Raw genomic sequence first — 15,901 nt, forward strand, 5'->3', positions numbered from 1 at the left:
TTTCAACAATGATTAGGAGGTGAAGGAATGGCGTTAGGAGAAAAATTTGGTAAATTTTTTGGGATGATTGATAATCAGTCTGAAGAAGATGAAGATTTTCAATATGAAGATCAAAAATATTCACAAGGTAGTTCAAATGAAAAAGTTGTTTCGATTGATGGAAAGAGGCACGCGGTGGCTGAGAAAAAAATTGCGCTGTTTGAACCAAGAGTTTATTCTGATGTTAAGTCTATAGCCACTCGTTTGCTAAATAATCAAGCAGTTGTTATTAACTTTCAGCGTATGGACGAGCAACAGTCAAAACGAATTGTAGATTTTTTAACAGGTACAGTTTTTGCAATCAATGGAGAAATTCAAAGAATTGGAGATCGTATTTTTTTGTGCACACCTGCTGGGTTTGTTGTGGAAGGTAATGTTACAGCTGAATTTGCAGAAACAGACTTTAATTAATTCAAGGAGTTATATATGTATATTATTTTGTTTATTATTAACAGACTTTTTCAACTATATTCATTAGCACTGTTGGTGTATGTATTAATAAGTTGGTTTCCAGCTGCACAAGGATCTAAATTAGCAGAGATTTTAGGTAGATTATGTGAACCCTATCTTTCCATATTTGATAGGTTTGTTCCGACGATTGGAGGCATTAGCTTTTCACCAGTTGTTGGGTTAATTGCGTTACAATTTATTCAAAATGGATTTAACTATATTTTCACCTCTTTTTTTGGCTTTTTGCTAGCTCTGGTGTAAGTAATTAAGATGGATAAGCAACTGATATATCAACATTTTAGAAGTGAAGAGACACCTGTGATTGATGAACTAATTAGTTTTATTTCGCAAGCTTCTACGGAATACCGTCCGGTTTTGACGAATTTTTTAAATCCGCGTGAAGTATATATTGCACAGACAATATTAAATATTGAACCTGGAATAAAGATGAAGACAGATGGCCTTTTTACAAAAGCTGAAAGGCAGCGAATTCTTTTTTATCCGGAATATTATGTTCCTAATGAAGATGATTTTGATCTAGCTTTGGTTTGGATAAAGTATCCCATTAAATTTGCAACATTAAAACATAGTCAAATTTTAGGAGCCTTGATGCATGTTGGAATTGACCGTAGCTTGCTTGGGGATATTGTGAGTGATGGAGAAAAATGGCAATTTGTGACGACTGCAAAAATGGTTAATTTTCTTAAATTACAGATTGAACAGGTTGGAAAAGTTAAAGTACATTTAGAAGAGATTGCAAGAAATAATTCTATTTTAGCTGTTGATGAATGGCAAGGTATACAAATGTCTGTGAGTTCATTAAGACTAGATGCTTTGATTGCGGGAGTATATAATTTATCGCGAAAGCATGTTAAGGATTTACTTGCGTCAAAAAAAATTTCCCTTAATTGGATGAATATTGAAAAGCCTGATGCTGAAATTGCAGAACATGATATTATTTCAGTAAGAGGTTATGGGAGATTTAGGCTGAATACTCTGCAAGGAGTTTCAAAAAAAGGTAAAATTCGTATGGAAGTTGATGTTTTAAAAAAATAATACATAACATGGAGGTGTTGGGGATATGACTTTGACCCCATTGGATATTCATAACAAAGAATTTCGTGTTAAATTACGTGGTTACGATCAAGATGAAGTAAATGATTTTTTGGATCAAATAATTAAAGATTACGAATTAAATATTAAAGAAAATGAACGTCTTGCTGAGGGATTGAAGCAGAATGAAGAAAAGTTAAAATATTTCAATGATTTAAAAGATTCACTCAATCAATCAATTATTGTGGCACAAGAAGCTGCTGATAAGGTCAAAGCAAATTCTCAACGTGAAGCTGAAATAATTAATCATGAAGCTCAAAAACAGGCAAAAGATATAGTTGATGAGGCAAATGAAAAGGCTCGTAAAATTATAGAGAATGCCTCGCAAAAAGCAAAACGATTAACTTTTGAAACAGATGATTTGAAGAAACAAGCGCGGATATTTAGGCAAAAACTTCAAGTCATGATGGAATCTCAACTTGAAGTTGTAAAGGGTAGCGAATGGGACGAAATTTTGCGCCAAGGTGATACAAGTAGCTATGAAGAAATTCAAGAAGCAATCAGAAAAGAATCGGACCTTGACAAAGATGCTGCAAAGGAAGTACAATCATTTTCGAATATTGAAATAGAAGATGATTCAAACGAAAGTGTTGGGAGTGAAAAAAAAGCAGTAGTGATTTTCCCAGAAGATGATGAGGGCCAACATTTTGATGAAGAATCTTCTACAGATGATTTTAAATAAAAAAGAACAAGGGCAACTGAAGTTCCTGAAGCAGCGAGTCAATATAATGGTGAAAGTTTGACATTCAATTCTTTAGTGCTTATCCTCTTTTTTAGATGTAAACTGAAATTAAAGTAGGTTTATACGGTTAGCAATCGTTAAGTGGCTATTAGAGATAGAATGATACTTTTTAGTATCTTCTTAATTTGGGTGGTACCGCGAAAGATTTCGTCCCTTGGGATGAGGTCTTTTTTTGTTTAAAATAATATATTCAAAGGAGATTATTATCATGAGAATCAAGGAAACATTGAATTTAGGTAAAACAAAATTTCCGATGCGTGGGAATTTGCCTGTACGCGAACTTGAACGTCAAAATGTTTGGGAAGAAAATAAAGTTTATGAAAAAAGACAAAAATTAAACGAGGGGAAGCCGACTTTTGTTTTACATGATGGCCCCCCTTATGCTAATGGGAACATTCACATGGGACATGCAATGAATAAAATTTCAAAGGATTTTATTGTGAGATCTAAATCAATGATGGGTTTTAGATCACCATATGTTCCCGGATGGGATACTCATGGGTTACCAATTGAGCAACAATTGAAAAAAGCAGGTGTTGATCGTAAGACAATGTCCGTTGCAGAATTTCGGGAAAAATGTCGCGAATTTGCTCTTGAACAAGTTGATAAGCAGCGCAAAGACTTCAAAAGATTAGGTGTTGCTGGTGAATGGGATAATCCGTATGTAACTTTGGATCCAACTTTTGAAGCGCAAGAAGTTAGAGTGTTTGGCAAGATGGCTGAGCGTGGTTTAATTTATAAAGGGAAAAAACCTGTTTTTTGGTCTTGGTCGTCTGAATCAGCTTTAGCTGAAGCAGAAGTTGAATACCATGATGTAACATCTCCTTCAGCATTTTACGGCGAGCATGTGATTGATGGAAAAGGTGTTTTAGATGATGACACTTATATGGTTGTATGGACGACTACACCTTGGACAATTCCTGGTTCTGAAGGAATAACGGTTGATAAAGACTTTGATTATTCAGTTGTTCAACCTTCTGGAGAAAAGCGGAAGTTTGTAATTGCTACTGATTTAGTTGAGGTAAATGCAGAAAGATTTGGTTGGACAGAATATAAAACGTTGAAGACTGTCAAAGGTGCTGATTTAGAGTATGTATTGACTGAACACCCATTCTTTCCAGAGCGTAAGTTAGTTACTATGATTGGTGATTTTGTAACGTTAGATTCAGGTACTGGTCTTGTGCATACAGCTCCTGGTTTTGGTGAAGATGATTTTAATGTTGGTATGCAGTATGGGTTAGATATTTTTGTACCTGTTGATGATAAGGGATATTTGACTTCTGAGGCAGGTAGTGATTTTGAAGGTGTATTTTATGAAGATGCAAATCAAATCTCACTCGATAAATTAAAAAGTTCTAATTTGTTACTTAAATATATGCCTATTGAACATAGCTACCCATTTGATTGGCGCACAAAAAAGCCAATTATTTTCAGAGCTACTCCGCAATGGTTTGCTTCTGTAGATAAGATTCGTGATGAGATTTTATCTGCAATCGATGATGTTAAATTCTTCCCGGATTGGGGACAAAAACGTTTATACAATATGATTCGTGATCGTGGCGACTGGGTAATTTCAAGACAGCGTGTTTGGGGTGTACCGCTTCCAATTTTTTATGGAGAAGATGGAGAAGCAATTATCACAAAGGAAACTGTGGATCATGTTGCCGATTTATTTGAAAAAAATGGGTCAAATATTTGGTTCAAAAAAGAAGCAAAAGAGCTATTACCTGATGGTTTTACAAGCGAACATTCTCCAAATGGTAAATTTACTAAGGAAACAGACATTATGGATGTTTGGTTTGATTCAGGTTCTTCTCACCAAGGAGTTTTAGCAGCACGCGAGAACTTAAATTATCCTAGTGATATGTATTTAGAAGGATCAGACCAGTATCGTGGATGGTTCAATTCAAGTTTAATCACAAGTGTTGCTGTATCAGGAAAAGCACCATATAAACAAGTTCTTTCACAAGGTTTTACACTTGACGGGGAAGGACGTAAGATGAGTAAGTCGCTTGGAAATACCATTGCTCCTGAAAAGGTTATCAAGCAAATGGGAGCAGAAATTATTCGTCTGTGGGTATTAAGTGTTGATACTTCTGCAGATGTGCGAGTTTCCATGGATAGTTTTAAACAAATTTCTGAATCATACAGAAAAATTAGAAATACAATACGTTTTTTGTTAGCTAATACGAGTGATTTTGAACCAACTGTTGATTCTGTTGCATTTGACAATATGGAATCCTTAGATCAGTACATGGAAATCAAAATCAATGAATTTACTAAAGATGTTTTGGATGCTTATGCAACCTATAATTTCATGGATATATACAAAAAACTTATTAATTTTGTATCTGTCGACTTGTCTGCTTTTTATTTGGATATTGCAAAAGATGTTGTTTACATTGAGGGACAAAACAGTCATAAACGTCGATCAATGCAGACTGTTTTATATGATATTGTTGTTCGATTAACAAAATTATTGACCCCTGTATTACCACATACAACTGAAGAAGTTTGGGAGTATCTAAAAGAACCTGAAGAATATGCTCAATTATCTGAAATGCCATTAGTAATTCATAATAATCAAGAAACTGAAATTTCAAAAAATTTCGCAGAATTTATGAATATTCGTTCTGAAGTTTTCAAAGCATTGGAAAAAGCACGTAACGAAAAGCTAATTGGTAAGTCTTTTGAGGCACATGTTACACTTTATGGTTCGGAAAATGTTCTTAAATTGCTTGGAAAAGTTAACATTGATGTTAGACAAGCATTGATTGTGTCAGCATTAGATGTTAAGCCTCTTTCAGATGCATCAGCTGATGTAGAAAAATATACAGATGAGATTGCAATTTCTGTGGAACATGCAGCTGGAGAAGTATGTCCACGTTGCCGAATGATTAAAGAAGATGTTGGAAGTGATGATCAATTTGCAACACTTTGTGAGAGTTGTGCAACAATTGTAAAAAATGGGTTTCCAGAAGCCATTAGTGAAGGATTAGAGGAATAGATCAAAGAATAGTTGAGTAAAGTTAAATCTATTCGAAAAGTAGGTTATGAACTTAGCCTATTTTTTTTGTATTTTAAAGTATAAAAATCATTCATTCGTGAGAAAGAGTATGTAAGACATAAGAAAAATTGTAAATAAAGTTTGAATAATTACTATTAGTAAGACTAAATCGCATAAATTCTGCTATTATAGTTGTAAGATATTGATAAGTTGTAGGAGGATATTCTTATGAAGATGAAGAAAGTTCATGGTTCGGGAAATGATTTTTTTATTTTGGATGAGAAGCAATTAGATAAGGAATTATCTGAAGAAGAATTAAGGACGCTCGCCAAGTATGTATGTGATCGTAAATCTGGATTACATGGAGGATCTGATGGGATTTTGTATATTACAAGTGGTCATGATGATTCGGTAGTTGGCAAAATGCGTGTGATTAATGCAGATGGTAGTGAGGCTAGCATGTGCGGTAATGGTATTAGGACAGTTGCAAGATATTTGAGTGAGGAAAACCATCTCAGTAGTTTTAAAATAGAAACTATGTATGCAGATTTAGAAGTAAAAAAAGCCCAAAATATTGCACCTGATGTAATTGCATTTGATGCAGAAATTTCACCAGTTAGTTTTATGGCTAGTGATTTAAAGATGAATATTGATGTCAAAGAAAAACTGTTCAATGAAATTATACCAACATTGTCACCCACTTTTAAATTTTCAGCTGTTGCAGTTCCTAATCCACATCTAATTACTTTTGTTAATCATCAAGAACTGATGGGGCCTGAGCTAGGAAGAATTGCTAAATATTTGAACGATGGTAAAAATCCGATTTTTCCTGATGGTGTGAATGTTAGTTTTGTTGAAGTACTTGCCAATAAAAAAATATTTGTAAGAACATTTGAAAGAGGTGTTGGTTTTACAAATGCCTGTGGAACAGCTATGTCTGCCTCTTCTTTAATATATTCACTACTTTATCCAGAGCAAACAAATTTTGATGATTTAATAGAGGTGCTAAACCCTGGTGGCATGGTTAATACAAGAGTTCATGTTCGTAAAAATGGATCTTACTGGATGTCTTTAATTGGGAATGCTACCTTTACTGCAGAAGTTGAGCTATCGCAAGATCAAGCATTGATTGGTGATTTTGCGGATGTTAAGTGGATAGAAACAAGTGAACAGGCTGCTTATGAAAATTTTGTAGGAAATTTATAATTATGAGATATGAAGAAAAAATAGTAAATTCAAGAAAAGTATACCAGGGTAAAGTAATTGATCTCGAAGAAGAGACTGTGGAGTTGCCTAACGGTGAACAGGCTAAAAGGGAAATTGTCCGGCATCATGGTGCAGTAGCCATAATGTGCGTAACAGCTGAAAAAAAGATGATTTTTGTTAAACAATGGAGAGAACCTATGAGGAAAGTAACCTTAGAGATTCCTGCTGGAAAAATAGAAACCAATGAAAAGAACCCTGAGAATACAGCTATTCGTGAGCTTAATGAAGAAGTTAGATTGCATCCTGGAAAATTAGATTTGCTTGCTGATTTCTTTACATCACCAGGATTTGCAGATGAACACATGTTTTTATATTATGCATCTGATTTAAAACCTGTTTTAACGAAATTACCACAAGATGTAGATGAGTTTTTGAACGTTGTGGAACTAACACTTGCAGAAGCAAAAAAGGAAATTGAAGCTGGATTAATATGTGATAGTAAAACAATTATGGCTGTTTGGCAATGGGAGTTACAAGAATTAAGGAGAAGTTGATTTGGGATTAAAAGAAAAGTTTTTAAGAAATGGTGGACGACATTCGCAAGAAGGGAAAACAGATTCCTTTGCTGACAAAAATGAAAAAAGCTTTGATGATGAATTAGTCAATGAAGAAGTTACAAGTCGTGCTCAGCAAAGAAAAAATCTAAAAACTGAATTGGCGGATGAAAAGAAAAGAAAATTATCGGTAAGATTGAACTGGATGATTGTTTGTTTAATTGTTGCAATTATTTGTGTTTATCTTTTTATGGTATATGTAAATTTTTGATAGAGGAATGGTGTAGAAAAATGAAGTATGGTATTTTGTGTGCAATGGATGAAGAAATAAAGGCATTAAAAAAAGAATTGGTTGATGCAAAACAAACTGAAATAGCTGGGACTATTTTTTATGAAGGAAAGATTGGTCCTAATGAGGTTGTTCTTGTTCAGTCTGGGATTGGAAAAGTTCAAGCTGGAATGACAACAGGTCTTTTAATTGCAAAGTTTGGTGCAGAAGTTGTGATAAATTCTGGTTCTGCTGGTGGAATTGGCAATGATTTGCATGTAGGAGATGTAGTTTTGTCTACTTTGGTTGCTTATCATGATGTTGATGTAACTGCTTTTGGTTATCTACCAGGGCAATTACCACAACAACCACAAAAATTTGTGGCTGATGAACAGTTGATTGTTAAAGTTGAACAAGCAGCTAAAGAGAACCAACAAAATGTTAGATTAGGTTTAATTGTGACAGGGGACCAATTTGTTGCATCTTCGTTAAAAATCAGAGAAATTAAAGACATGTACCCAGAGGTACTTTGTTGTGAGATGGAAGGAGCAGCAATTGCACAGGTTGCATTTCAATTTAAGATTCCTTTTGTAGTTATTAGAGCAATGTCTGACACTGGTGATGAAGATGCTAATGTCTCGTTTGATGAATTTATAATTGAGGCGGGTAAGAAGTCTGCACAGATGATTTTAAACCTCTTAGCAAAGTAGGAGGATGAAAGTGAAACATATTTATTTAGATAATGCAGCAACAACACCTATGACTGCACCAGTTATCGAAACAATGATTGAGACAATGAAGAATGTTTTTGGAAATGCATCAAGTACACATTTTTATGGTCGAAAAGCACGTGCGGTTTTAGATGATAGTAGGCATTTGATTGCAAAATCTATCAATGCAAAAAAGGATGACCAAATTGTTTTTACAAGTGGAGGAACTGAAAGCGATAATACAGCAATTATTGAGACTGCTCTAGCTAGACAAAACTTTGGGAAGCATTTAATAACTACAGCAATTGAACATGAGGCTGTTTTAAAATCAATGGAATATTTAGAAACATTAGGTTTTGAAATAACTTATTTATCGGTTGATGAAAAGGGTATGATTTCTCTAGAAGATTTGAAAAAAGCACTTAGGCCAGATACAATTTTGGTTTCCATAATGATGGGTAATAATGAAGTTGGGAGTTATCTACCAATACATGAAATTGGTGAGATTGTTAAAGAAACAAATGCATGGTTTCATACGGACGCAGTGCAAGCATATGGATTAGTTGAAATAGATGTACAAGAAGATAATATCGATTTATTATCCACTTCAGCTCACAAATTAAATGGTCCAAAATTTCTCGGATTTTTATATCGTTCAGAAAAAGTTATTATTCCGTCTTTATTGAAGGGTGGAGATCAAGAATTAAAAAGAAGGGCAGGAACTGAAAATATTCCTGCAATTGCTGCATTTGCGAAAGCCGTTAGCTTAGTTGATACGCCAGAAAAAGAAAGAAGACAGGTAAAATATTACAATTTTAAACAACAATTGCTTAATGGACTAAGGAAAAATGGAATTGATTTTGCTATTAATGGTGAAGTCTCAAGGGAAAACTTGCAGCATGTGATTAATATTTGGTTTAAGGGTTGTAAAAGAGATGCATTACTAACAAACCTTGATTTGAATGGAATTTCAGCTTCAGCAGGTTCAGCATGTACTGCGGGAAGTGTGGAACCTTCACATGTACTTACAGCAATGTATGGTGAAGATAGCCCAAGAATTGAGGAATCATTACGTTTTAGTTTTGGTGTTGAAAATACTGCAGAAGACATTGATTATTTGATTCAAAAATTAGTAAAAATTATAAAAAAATAATTTGGGGAGGAGTTTAATAATGGCATATACATCGGAAGCAAAAATTTTAGGGGATAGCCGTACTTTTAAGTTGAGTTCTGGAATCAAGAAATATACACTCAGAGATATTGGGTTTATGGAAACAAACGGTGGGAAGTTTGTTTTGGAGCGACCACTTGATCGAAATTCTCCTTATAGTGCAAGTATTAAATTAAAAGTCACTATCAGTAGTGATTTGAAATCTTTTAAAATTGGGGTAACTAGTGCAAATGGTCTAAAAGAAATTAATATTTTTAATAATAATGTTGTTTCTGATCATGTGGAACAATTAAACTTTTTGCTTGATAATCTTGAACAAAGAGATATTTTAAGTGAAATGTAAAGAGTATAACTTGTCAAAAGATAGCGTAATAGATATAATGGAATTTACTGAAATAATACGACCTTCAACTCGTAGAGATTCAGAATCTATATTGAAATGATGGTGAAAATATTATGAAAGATAATGGCGAGACTCGTGTCGTTGTTGGCATGAGTGGCGGAGTTGACTCATCTGTAGTTGCCTATTTGCTAAAGCAACAAGGTTATGATGTTGTCGGTGTCTTCATGAAAAATTGGGATGATACTACTGATAGTGGAGTTTGTACAGCAACAGAAGATTATGAAGATGTTGCTAAGGTTGCAAACAAAATTGGAATTCCCTACTATTCCGTAAATTTTGAAAAGGAATATTGGGAGGGTGTTTTTACTTATTTTTTGGATGAGTATAAGAATGGAAGAACTCCAAACCCAGATGTAATGTGTAATAAAGAAGTTAAATTTAAGGCATTTTTGGATTATGCGATGCAACTTGATGCTGATTATATTGCAATGGGACATTATGCACAACTTGAAAGAGATACAGATGGGCACGTTCATTTGCTGAGAGGTGCTGATGAAAATAAAGATCAGACTTATTTTTTGAGTCAGTTATCACAAGAACAACTTGATAAAGCAATGTTTCCGATTGGGAATCTTGAAAAATCAGAGGTTCGTAAAATTGCTGAAGAAGCCGGTTTAGCAACTGCAAAGAAAAAAGATTCGACAGGTGTTTGTTTTATTGGTGAACGTAATTTTAGCAAATTTTTAAATGAATTTTTACCAGCAAAACCAGGTTTAATGAAAACTTTTGATGGTGAAACCAAAGGTAACCATTATGGACTAATGAATTATACTATTGGTCAACGTAAAGGGCTTGGTATTGGTGGCGATGGTATAAGCAATGATCCGTGGTTTGTTGTGGGGAAAGATTTAGCAACAAACACTTTGTATGTTGGGCAAGGATACCATAATGAACGCCTTTATGCTGACAGTTTAGATGGTAGTAAGGTGAGCTTTATTGCACCTATTGAAGATCGAGGGTTGGAGTTTCATTGTACCGCTAAGTTCAGATATCGCCAAAAGGATACTGGTGTAACAGTTTTTTTGAATTCTGATTATTCAAAAGTTTATGTTGAGTTTGATGAACCAGTACGTGCAATTACACCAGGTCAAGAAGTCGTTTTTTATGATGGTGCTGAATGTCTTGGTAGTGCAACAATTGACTATGCTTATCAAAAAAAAGAAGTGCTCCAGTATGTTTAATTAAAAAGTAACTTGATTCTTTAATTTTTAAATAGTGCTGCTCTCAATCGAGAAAGATAATTTCGTTTGAGAGCTTATTTTTTTAAAATGAAAATTATTTTGTTAATAACATGATAATACACAGAATTAATGGCATAATTAAGTGTAAGTTTATAAAGGAGAATAAGGTCAATGACAAAATTATTTTTTGTTAGGCATGGTAAAACTTTTTGGAATTTGGAAGGAAGATATCAGGGAGCTAATGGAGATTCCCCCTTACTACCTGAAAGTTTCAATGAGATAAAGTTACTAGCACTTTTTTTAAAAAAGGAAAAATTTGCAAAAATCTATAGTAGTCCCATTAAACGGGCAATTATAACAGCAAATGAATTAGCAAAAAATCTTTCACAAAATCTTGAAGTTGAAACGAATAAAAATTTAGAAGAATTTAACTTAGGTATGATGGAAGGAATGTTATTTTCAGAAGTTGCAAAGAAGTATCCTAAAGAATTAGATAATTTTCGCAATCATCCGAATTTGTATAATGCAAAAAATATCAAAGGGGAAAGTTTTACAGAATTATTTGCAAGAATGACACCAACAATTAGAAAGATTTGTGAGGAAAATCCCAATGAAAATGTAATTGTGGTAGGTCATGGTGCTGCTCTTTGTGCAGAAATAAGATACCTTTTAGGATATTCTTTAGAAGATTTACGAAAAGATGGCGGCTTGTCAAATACAAGTACAACGATTCTCGAAACGACTGATGGAATGAATTTTAGATGCCTAGTATGGAATCAAACCGATTATTTGAAGCGTAGATTAGATGTAAGTGATACAGTTTAGGAAGTGATTTTGTGAGAAAAGAAGAACTCGAAAAAAAACTTGATGAATTAATTAAACAAAATATAAAGAAAATTGAATTGCATTCAGATGATGTTAAAGGGTATTACGAACTAGGTGTTTTATTAACCGATTGTAAAGAGTTTCAGTTGGCAGAAGAATTATTTATTAAGGCATTGAGTAGATTTAAATCAGTAGAAGAATGTGATTTATTATTTTATGGATTGGGAAATGTTTTGTATAGTGCAAATGAATATACAAACGCAATGAAATATTTTAGAAAAATTAAAGGACCAAAATTGCTTAGTGAGAGTTATCTGATGATTGCACAGTGTTTTTATGCCCAAGAACAATATCAACAATCTTTGGGATTCGCGCTAACTGTCTCGGAGAAAATGCAACAAAATACTTCTTCAAAATTGCTTATTGCAAAAAATTTTATAGCTCTTGGAGATTTTAAAAATGCCAAAAAGTATCTTGACGAATTTTTAGTATTGGACGATAAAGATTTTGATGCATGGTTCCAAAGAGGAGTGGTAGCGTTAGTTTTAGATGAAAATGAAGATAATGTATATTTTGGAAAAGCAAAACAAATTGATAAAAATAAATTTTTTAAAATGAAAGAAAGGCTAATAGAAATCCAAGAGGCTCTTATTATTCAAGCAAAGAAGAAGGGAGGTTCAAAAAAATGAATCAAAGCATTTTACCAGAAGGTAAATTTGATGAAGAAAAATCCGTTTTAGGGAAGGTAGATGCGATTTTTTTTGAAAGTCCCGAAACTTTTTATAAAGTCATTCAAATTAAAATTACAAAAAATAATTTTGACTGGCAAGAAGAGACAATTGTGGCAACTGGGAGTTTTGCTGATATTACTGAAGGAGTCGAATACCTTTTTGTAGGTAGCCTTGTGTTACATCCGAAATATGGGAAGCAATTTCAAGTTTTTAATTATCAAACTGAGCTGCCTTCTAGTAAAAATGGTTTGATAGCATATCTAGCAAGTGATTCATTTGTAGGAATTGGTCAAAAAACGGCAACTAAAATTGTGGAGGGGCTTGGAGTTGACGCAATTGCAAAAATTTTAGCGGATGAAAGTGTTCTAAACAAAATTTCGCTAAGTAATAAACAAAAGGAGTCATTAATAGATAATTTAAAAGCAAATAATGGAACTCAACAAATTGTAATTGAATTGAATAGCTTTGGTTTTGGTAGTCAAATGGCATCAGCAATTTACAATAAATATCGCGAAAAAACATTGGATGTTTTACATGAAGATCCTTACCGTTTGGCACGCGAAATTGCTGGGATTGGGTTTAAAAGAGCGGATCAAATTGCTGAAAAGGTTGGGTTGGCTGCAGATGCACCACAAAGAATTAAAGCTGGATTATTGCAAGGGATTTATGATATTTGTCAAGAAAAAGGAGATACCTATACAGATGCAAAACAACTTTTAGATCAGACAATGATATTATTAAGTAGTAGTAGGAAGGTCGAATTATTACCAGACTTGCTGGCTAATCAATTATTAGAATTAGCAAATGAAGGTATTATTGTTGCGGAAAAAAAACGAATTTATTTGCGTAAGTATTATGAATCTGAATGGCGAATAGCAGAAAAAATAAAAACAATCAAAGAAAAAAAATTGTTTCTGGGTAATAATTTTGAGAGCAACTTTACTAGTTTATTAGAGAAAGTTGAAAGTCAACTAGGAATCAATTACGGCAAAGATCAAGTTAAAGCTATAAAAGATGCTCTGCAGTCAAAAATTTTTTTATTGACAGGTGGACCAGGGACAGGGAAAACAACTATTATTAATGGAATTGTGGCAATTTATGCTGCTTTAAAGGATATTTCACTTGATATCAATGAATACAAAAATAAGCAGTTTCCAATTATTTTGGCAGCACCAACTGGTAGAGCTGCAAAGAGAATGAATGAAACAACAGGTCTTCCGGCAAGTACAATTCATCGTTTGTTAGGACTTAATAGCGGAGACGAGGTTGAAATTGATGAGCATAATCAATTGGAAGGTAGCTTATTAATTATTGATGAGATGTCAATGGTGGACACAGCATTGCTAGATATTTTGATGGATGCGATTCCAAATAATATGCAACTTATTTTTGTTGGTGATAAAGATCAACTTCCATCGGTTGGGCCAGGACAAATTTTTGCTGACTTATTGGTTTGCTCAGAAATTCCTAAAATAGAACTGAAAGCTATTTATCGTCAAGAAAATGAATCATCAATCATTACGTTGGCGCATGCGATAAAAGAGGGTAATTTGCCGACTGATTTTAAATTTCCAAGATCAGATCGATCTTTTATTGAATGTCATCCATATCAAATAGAGGGTGTTGTTCGTCAAGTTGTTCAAAAAGCTGTAATAAAAGGATTTAAGGTAAGAGATATTCAAGTTTTAGCACCAATGTACAAGGGGCCAGCCGGTATTGATAGGCTAAATCAGATGTTACAAGAAATTTTGAATCCTTATTTATCTGGGAAAAAACAAGTTGAATTTAATAAGCAATATTTTCGTATAGGGGATAAAATTTTGCATTTGGTCAATTCTCCTGAAAATAATGTATTTAATGGTGATATTGGAGAAATTGTTGGAATTATCACAAGTAAAGAAAGTAAGGATCATCAAGAAAGTTTGATTATTGATTTTGATGGCAATGAGGTAGAATTTAAGAGAAAAGATTGGATAAAAATTAGATTAGCTTATTGCATGTCAATACATAAAGCACAAGGTAGTGAATTCAAGATGGTAATTTTGCCAATGGTTCAACAGTATACCCGAATGCTTAATCGAAATTTATTATATACTGCAATTACTCGCGCTAAAAATTTTTTAATTTTATTAGGAGAAACTAGTGCGTATTCTAATAGCGTTCAACAAGTTGCGGTTAATCGTAAGACTACTCTGGTTGAACGTTTAAAAAATATTTTTTCTCAAGAAAAACAAAATAGTGGGGTGGAAGAGAGTGTTTTTGAGGATCAGTTAGAATACAATAACCATGAAAAAAAATATATTCTGACAACAGCATTAATAAATGATGGAAAAATTGATCCAATGATAGGAATGAAGCAAATTAAGCCATAGTTGTGGCATTAATCTGAGAATCATATATTTCAAGAATATAAAAAAGGACTAGTTCAAAATTAGATTTTGATTTGGTCCTTTTTTACAGTACTAAACATTGTGTTATTTTTTCGAATTGGTTTTTTCTGTAATTGATACACTATCAGTATCTATCCAAAAAGGATAAGAGAAAGACTTTAATTGAGCATCATAAAATTTGTTAATTAATTGTTTATTATCAATTTGACTGAACTCGAGGGAATTTATGACCAAGTGAATTTGTTTTTGGCTATAAATACTAATAAAAGGAAAGTTAGCGAAAATGTTTAACTTTCGTGCTAAAAAAATGACCCAATAGGAAAATGGATTTAAATTTGTAATTACTTCAAGTTGAAGATTATTTATTTTGGAAGAATTACCTTCAGGTAAAAGCGACAGATTTTTGACACGTATTGAAAATGCATTTTTAAAAAAGTTATATTTTTCCGAGAGTCTAGTTGTAACTGAAAAAGCTTCTTGATTTATAAATGCCTCAGTCATTGCGCAAAAATCAGCAAGAAGAGGCAAGTGATATTGCACAAAAAGACTATACAATTTAGAATTTTTTACGATACTTGTTACGTAAGCGTTAAAACCAATAACAAGTTCATCAGTAAAAATTTGTTCATCAGAAGTTAACATATTATGAACAGAACCTAAATTATATAAAGTTGGACTGACTGTGTTTAAAATTTGTTTTAGGGCAATTAAAGGATTTGTAGATACTCCAATTTTTGTAGAAAACGTTGTCTTTTCATTTATCAAAATAAAAGCTACAGGAATTTCTGAGAGACTAATTTTACGTAATTTTGCTAGAACGTTGAGAAAAAAAGAAGAATTTCCAACTGATACAACAACACAATCTTTTAAATTATCAGAAACTACTTTTTTCTTTAAGTTGTATTCAATTTGTTGATAATCATTAATAATTAAAGTGTCATATTTAATTAATTGCTTTTTCAATTCGCTTTCTAAATTATTCCAAACACTGCCGGAATCAATTTTTAGAAGTTGATTATCAATAACGAAGAAAAAGGTTTTCAAAATAAATCCTCCTTTCTAAATGGTATATTTACCTACGTTCAATATTATAACTGTTTATCGAAATATT

General features: G+C 33.0%; 16 protein-coding genes. 15 read left to right on the forward strand and 1 reads right to left on the reverse strand.

Translation table 11 applies throughout. The annotated features are described in order from the left end of the window. Positions 1–27: 27 nt before the first annotated feature. From FC80_RS04590 to recD2, 15 genes are all read left to right on the forward strand, one after another. Positions 28–450 carry a cell division protein SepF gene (locus FC80_RS04590; protein WP_057828955.1) on the forward strand — a complete coding sequence of 141 codons (423 nt, stop codon included), beginning with the start codon at positions 28–30 and terminating at the stop codon, positions 448–450. A gap of 15 nt (positions 451–465) precedes the next feature. After that, positions 466–750, forward strand: coding sequence for a YggT family protein (locus FC80_RS04595; RefSeq protein WP_420806306.1), 285 nt, complete (start codon positions 466–468; stop codon positions 748–750). Positions 751–759: 9 nt separating this feature from the next. Then, on the forward strand, positions 760–1,545 hold the full coding sequence (locus FC80_RS04600) for a YlmH family RNA-binding protein (RefSeq protein ID WP_057828956.1): 786 nt from the start codon (positions 760–762) through the stop codon (positions 1,543–1,545). Between the two features lie 25 nt (positions 1,546–1,570). After that, the gene (locus tag FC80_RS04605) at positions 1,571–2,284 is read left to right on the forward strand and encodes a DivIVA domain-containing protein (RefSeq protein WP_057828957.1); all 714 of its coding nucleotides are present in this window, start codon (positions 1,571–1,573) and stop codon (positions 2,282–2,284) included. Positions 2,285–2,552: 268 nt separating this feature from the next. Continuing rightward, positions 2,553–5,351: an isoleucine--tRNA ligase gene (gene ileS, locus FC80_RS04610; RefSeq protein WP_057828958.1), complete on the forward strand. Its 2,799-nt coding sequence runs from the start codon at positions 2,553–2,555 to the stop codon at positions 5,349–5,351. A 228-nt stretch (positions 5,352–5,579) separates the two neighbouring features. Further along, the gene (dapF, locus tag FC80_RS04615; protein WP_057828959.1) at positions 5,580–6,557 is read left to right on the forward strand and encodes a diaminopimelate epimerase; all 978 of its coding nucleotides are present in this window, start codon (positions 5,580–5,582) and stop codon (positions 6,555–6,557) included. A gap of 2 nt (positions 6,558–6,559) precedes the next feature. Next, positions 6,560–7,111, forward strand: coding sequence for an NUDIX hydrolase (locus FC80_RS04620; RefSeq protein ID WP_057828960.1), 552 nt, complete (start codon positions 6,560–6,562; stop codon positions 7,109–7,111). A 1-nt stretch (position 7,112) separates the two neighbouring features. Further along, positions 7,113–7,382, forward strand: a complete 270-nt coding sequence (locus tag FC80_RS04625) for a hypothetical protein (RefSeq protein WP_057828961.1) — start codon at positions 7,113–7,115, stop codon at positions 7,380–7,382. Positions 7,383–7,402: 20 nt separating this feature from the next. After that, positions 7,403–8,089: a 5'-methylthioadenosine/adenosylhomocysteine nucleosidase gene (locus FC80_RS04630; protein ID WP_057828962.1), complete on the forward strand. Its 687-nt coding sequence runs from the start codon at positions 7,403–7,405 to the stop codon at positions 8,087–8,089. A 10-nt stretch (positions 8,090–8,099) separates the two neighbouring features. Further along, complete coding sequence (locus FC80_RS04635; RefSeq protein ID WP_057828963.1) at positions 8,100–9,242, forward strand: cysteine desulfurase family protein; 1,143 nt, start codon at positions 8,100–8,102, stop codon at positions 9,240–9,242. Positions 9,243–9,261: 19 nt separating this feature from the next. Next, the gene (locus FC80_RS04640; RefSeq protein WP_057828964.1) at positions 9,262–9,603 is read left to right on the forward strand and encodes a DUF1831 domain-containing protein; all 342 of its coding nucleotides are present in this window, start codon (positions 9,262–9,264) and stop codon (positions 9,601–9,603) included. A 113-nt stretch (positions 9,604–9,716) separates the two neighbouring features. Next, entirely contained in the window at positions 9,717–10,844 is a 1,128-nt protein-coding gene (gene mnmA, locus FC80_RS04645) for a tRNA 2-thiouridine(34) synthase MnmA (protein ID WP_057828965.1), read from the forward strand. A gap of 171 nt (positions 10,845–11,015) precedes the next feature. Continuing rightward, the gene (locus FC80_RS04650) at positions 11,016–11,669 is read left to right on the forward strand and encodes a histidine phosphatase family protein (RefSeq protein ID WP_057828966.1); all 654 of its coding nucleotides are present in this window, start codon (positions 11,016–11,018) and stop codon (positions 11,667–11,669) included. 11 nt (positions 11,670–11,680) lie between these two features. Continuing rightward, the gene (locus tag FC80_RS04655) at positions 11,681–12,358 is read left to right on the forward strand and encodes a tetratricopeptide repeat protein (RefSeq protein ID WP_057828967.1); all 678 of its coding nucleotides are present in this window, start codon (positions 11,681–11,683) and stop codon (positions 12,356–12,358) included. Then, positions 12,355–14,772 carry an SF1B family DNA helicase RecD2 gene (gene recD2 / locus FC80_RS04660; protein ID WP_057828968.1) on the forward strand — a complete coding sequence of 806 codons (2,418 nt, stop codon included), beginning with the start codon at positions 12,355–12,357 and terminating at the stop codon, positions 14,770–14,772. The genes FC80_RS04655 and recD2 overlap by 4 nt, the downstream gene beginning before the upstream one ends. A gap of 102 nt (positions 14,773–14,874) precedes the next feature. On the opposite strand, the gene FC80_RS04665 is transcribed toward recD2, so the two are convergent. After that, on the reverse strand, positions 14,875–15,834 hold the full coding sequence (locus FC80_RS04665) for a hypothetical protein (protein ID WP_057828969.1): 960 nt from the start codon (positions 15,832–15,834) through the stop codon (positions 14,875–14,877). Between the last annotated feature and the right edge of the window lie 67 nt (positions 15,835–15,901).

This window comes from Liquorilactobacillus cacaonum DSM 21116, from assembly GCF_001436735.1.
Taxonomy (GTDB): domain Bacteria; phylum Bacillota; class Bacilli; order Lactobacillales; family Lactobacillaceae; genus Liquorilactobacillus; species Liquorilactobacillus cacaonum.

Bases quoted from the DNA above. Each gene is read 5' to 3' on its own strand.
- FC80_RS04590 (WP_057828955.1), top strand. From the start codon at position 28: ATGGCGTTAGGAGAAAAATTTGGTAAATTTTTTGGGATGATTGATAAT.
- FC80_RS04595 (WP_420806306.1), top strand. From the start codon at position 466: ATGTATATTATTTTGTTTATTATTAACAGACTTTTTCAACTATATTCA.
- FC80_RS04600 (WP_057828956.1), top strand. From the start codon at position 760: ATGGATAAGCAACTGATATATCAACATTTTAGAAGTGAAGAGACACCT.
- FC80_RS04605 (WP_057828957.1), top strand. From the start codon at position 1,571: ATGACTTTGACCCCATTGGATATTCATAACAAAGAATTTCGTGTTAAA.
- ileS (WP_057828958.1), top strand. From the start codon at position 2,553: ATGAGAATCAAGGAAACATTGAATTTAGGTAAAACAAAATTTCCGATG.
- dapF (WP_057828959.1), top strand. From the start codon at position 5,580: ATGAAGATGAAGAAAGTTCATGGTTCGGGAAATGATTTTTTTATTTTG.
- FC80_RS04620 (WP_057828960.1), top strand. From the start codon at position 6,560: ATGAGATATGAAGAAAAAATAGTAAATTCAAGAAAAGTATACCAGGGT.
- FC80_RS04630 (WP_057828962.1), top strand. From the start codon at position 7,403: ATGAAGTATGGTATTTTGTGTGCAATGGATGAAGAAATAAAGGCATTA.
- FC80_RS04640 (WP_057828964.1), top strand. From the start codon at position 9,262: ATGGCATATACATCGGAAGCAAAAATTTTAGGGGATAGCCGTACTTTT.
- mnmA (WP_057828965.1), top strand. From the start codon at position 9,717: ATGAAAGATAATGGCGAGACTCGTGTCGTTGTTGGCATGAGTGGCGGA.
- FC80_RS04650 (WP_057828966.1), top strand. From the start codon at position 11,016: ATGACAAAATTATTTTTTGTTAGGCATGGTAAAACTTTTTGGAATTTG.
- recD2 (WP_057828968.1), top strand. From the start codon at position 12,355: ATGAATCAAAGCATTTTACCAGAAGGTAAATTTGATGAAGAAAAATCC.